1 protein-coding gene is annotated in these 3998 nt (G+C 75.3%); it reads left to right on the forward strand.

From position 1 onward, the window contains the following. Window positions 1-42: 42 nt before the first annotated feature. Window positions 43-3998, forward strand: a 3956-nt coding sequence (locus ABZY20_RS37035; RefSeq protein WP_356447912.1) for an SDR family NAD(P)-dependent oxidoreductase, incomplete at its 3' end; no start/stop codon positions are given.

Genomic DNA, 3998 nt, shown 5'->3' on the forward strand with positions numbered 1-3998 from the left:
GGGGTGGTGTTTCATCCTCCGCGGATTCCGCTGGTGTCCAATGTGACCGGTCGTGTGGCGAGCGTGGAGGAGCTGGCGGACCCGGACTACTGGGTGCGTCAGTTGCGCGGCACCGTCCGCTTCCACGACGGCGTACGCACCCTGCACGACGAACGAGTCACCGCGTACGTGGAGTTGGGACCCGACCCGGTGCTCACCGCCATGGTCCGGGCCTGCCTCGGTGAGGACGCCCCGGCGCTCGCCCCACTCCTGCGCCGCGAACGGTCGGAGAGCCGCACCTTCACCACCGCCCTGGCGCGGCTCGCCCTGCACGGCGAACAGCCGGACACCGCGCGGCTCTTCCCCGGCGGCCGGCGGACCGCACTGCCCACGTACGCCTTCCAGCGCCGCCGTTACTGGCTCGACACCGCCACCGTGGGCGATGCCGCGGACGTGGGTCTCGCGCCCGCCGGGCATCCGTTGCTCGGCGGGATGACCGGCCTCGCCGACGGCGACGGACTCCTGCTCGCCGGCCGCCTCTCCCCGCGCACCCGGCCCTGGCTCGCCCAGCACGTCATCGCCGGCACCGCGCTGCTGCCGGGCGCCGCGCTCGTGGAACTGGCCGTGGCCGCCGGTGACCGTGCCGACTGCGGCACCCTGCGCGAGCTCGTCCTCGAAGCCCCCCTGCCGCTGCCCGCGGACGGCGTCCGTCTCCAGATCACCGTGGGACCCGTCGACGCTGACGGCAGCCGGCCGATCGCAGTCCACTCCAGCCACGAAGAGGGCGACTGGAACCGGCACGCCGCGGGAGTGCTCGCCCCGCGCGCCCGGACGGCCCCCGCAGACGAGGGCTCCTGGCCGCCGCCGGACGCCCACCCGCTGCCGCTCGACGGCCTCTACGACCGCCTCGCCGACCAGGGCTACGCCTACGGTCCCGCCTTCCAAGGCCTCGTCGCCGCGTGGCGGTCGGGCACCGACCTGTACGGGGAGGTGGAACTGCCCGAGGACCTGCAGACGGAAGCCGCCGAGTACGGCCTGCACCCGGCGCTCCTGGACGCCGCCCTGCACACCTTGCTGCTCGCCGAACCCGGTGACGAGGGCACGGTCCGCCTGCCGTTCGCCTACGACGGGGTGACCCTGCACGCCTCGGGCGCCACCCGGCTCCGGGTCCGGCTCACACGGCACACGGGTGACAGCCTCGCCCTGACGGCCACCGACCCCGCCGGACAGCCGGTGCTCAGCGTCGACTCCGTGACGCTGCGCCCGGTGCCGGCCGATCGCATCGCCGGGCACACGGGCGGCTCCGCCGACGTTCCGCACCGGGTGGAGTGGCAGCCCCTGCGGACCCCCGCCGGGCAGGCAGCACCGGGGCGGTGGGCGGCCCTCGGCACAGCCGTGCCCGGTCTCACCAACGACGCCTACCCGGACCCGGACGCCCTCACCGCCGCCCTCGACGCCGGTGAACCGGCTCCCGACGTGCTGGTGCTGCCCTACCGCACAGGGCAGGAGAGCGACGCGGAAGCGCGTGGCGCCGTCCGGGAGGTGCTCCTCGCGATCCGGCACTGCCTCGCCGACGAGCGGCTGGCGGCCACCCGGTACCTGCTCCTGACGCGCCGCGCCATCGCGGCCGTTCCCGGCGAGGACGTCCACGACCTGCCCGCCGCCGCGGTGCGCGGACTGGTACGCACCGCCGCGAGCGAACACCCGGGACGCTTCGCGCTGCTGGACACCGACACCGACACCCGCGGCGACCGGGCGGCCGGCTCCACCGGCGCCGACGACGTGCGGACCGCCGCGGCAACCGCCGTGGCCGAGGGTCTCGAACTGGCCCTGCGCGACGGCCGGATGCTGACGCCCCGCCTGATACGCGGCCGAACGGAGCCGACCGGGCCGGCCGTCCTCGACCCCGAGGGCACCGTCCTGATCACCGGGGGCACCGGGGGCCTCGGACGGCGCCTCGCGCGGCACCTGGTCGTCCGGCACGGCATCCGGCACCTGCTGCTGACCAGCCGCCGGGGACCGGACGCACCAGGGGCGGCCGAACTCGTCGACGAACTGGCCGAGTCGGGCGCCGAGGTCACCGTCGTCGCCTGCGACACCGCGGACCGCGGCCGCCTCGCCCAGGTCCTGGCCGACATACCCGCCTCCCACCCGCTGACGGCCGTCGTGCACGCCGCGGGCGTTCTCGCCGACGCCACCCTGGACAACCTGCGCCCCGAGGACGCCGACCGGGTCCTTGCCGCCAAGGCGGACGGCGCCCGCCATCTGCACGAACTCACCGTCGACCGGCCGCCGGCCGCGTTCGTCCTGTTCTCCTCCGTCGCCGGACTCCTCGGCACCCCCGGTCAGGGCGCGTACGCGGCGGCCAACGCCTATCTCGACTCCCTCGCCCAGTACCGCCGCGCCCGCGGACTGGCCGCCACCTCACTGGCCTGGGGCATGTGGGACACCGCGGCCGGCGGCATGGCCGCACGGCTGGACACCGCGGACATCGCCCGCTGGAGCCGCGGCGGCATACGGCCGCTGACCGACGAGCACGGACTGCGGCTGTTCGACGCGGCCCTCGGCGCCGACGACGCCCTGCTGGTCCCCGCCGCCCTCGACCTCGCCGCGCTGCGCGACGCCGACCCGGCCCCGCACCCGCTGCTGCGGGCCCTCGCCCCGAGCCCGCGCCGCCGCGCCGCGACCGGGGACGGCGGCGCCTCCTGGGCTCAGCGCACCGCGGACATGCCGGAGGCAGAACGACGCCGGGCGGTCACCGAGCTGGTCCGCACCACGGTCGCCGCCGTCCTCGCCCTGCCCGGCCCCCGCAGCGTCGACCTGGCCGCCGCCTTCCGCGATCTCGGCGTCGACTCCCTGTCGGCGCTCGAACTGCGCGGACGGCTCGGCACGGCCACCGGTGTCGCCCTGCAGGCCACCGTCGTCTTCGACCACCCCACCCCGCAGGCACTCGTCGACCACCTGATGGAGCGGATCGCGGCGGCACCGGCCGTGCCGACGGCCCGGACCGCACCGGTCCCGGCCACCCGCGCCGAGCGGGACGACCCGGTGGTGATCGTCGGTATGGCCTGCCGGTACCCGGGCGACGTCCACACCCCCGAGGACCTGTGGCGACTGGTCGCCGACGGCGTCGACGCCATCGGCCCGTTCCCGGAGAACCGTGACTGGCACGTCGACGACCTGTACGACCCCGACCCGGAGCGGCCCGGGAAGTCCTACACCCGGCACGGCGGTTTCCTGTACGACGCCGACCTGTTCGACGCGGAGTTCTTCGGCATCAGCCCGCGCGAGGCCGCCGGCATGGACCCGCAGCAGCGGCTGCTGCTGGAGACGAGCTGGGAGGCCGTCGAGAGCGCCGGCATCGCCCCGACGGCGCTGCACGGCAGCCGCACCGGTGTCTTCTGCGGCGTGATGTACAGCGACTACACCTCACGGCTGCACACCACCCCGCTCAGCGTGGAGGCCTACCGGTTCGTGGGCACGTCACCCAGCGTCGTCTCCGGCCGCGTCTCCTACACGCTCGGTCTGAAGGGCCCCGCCATCACGGTGGACACCGCCTGCTCGTCCTCCCTGGTGGCCGTGCACCTGGCCGCCCAGGCGCTGCGGGCGGGCGAGTGCGAACTGGCGCTGGCCGGAGGCGTCACCGTGATGGCCTCGCCCAGCACCTTCGTGGAGTTCAGCCGGCAGCGGGGACTGGCGCCGGACGGCCGCTGCAAGGCCTTCTCCGACGCGGCCGACGGCACCGCCTGGAGCGAGGGTGTGGGCGTGCTGCTGCTGGAGCGGTTGTCGGACGCCCGGCGGCACGGGCACGAGGTGCTGGCGGTGGTGCGCGGATCCGCGATCAACCAGGACGGAGCCAGCAACGGCCTCACCGCGCCCAACGGCCCCTCCCAGGAACGCGTGATCCGTGACGCGCTCGACAGCGCCGGTCTGTCGGTGGTGGATGTGGACGTGGTGGAGGCGCACGGGACGGGTACGCGGCTGGGTGATCCGATCGAGGCGCAGGCGTTGCTGGCGAC

The organism is Streptomyces sp. NPDC006624 (assembly GCF_040611555.1).
In the GTDB taxonomy this organism is placed as follows: domain Bacteria; phylum Actinomycetota; class Actinomycetes; order Streptomycetales; family Streptomycetaceae; genus Streptomyces.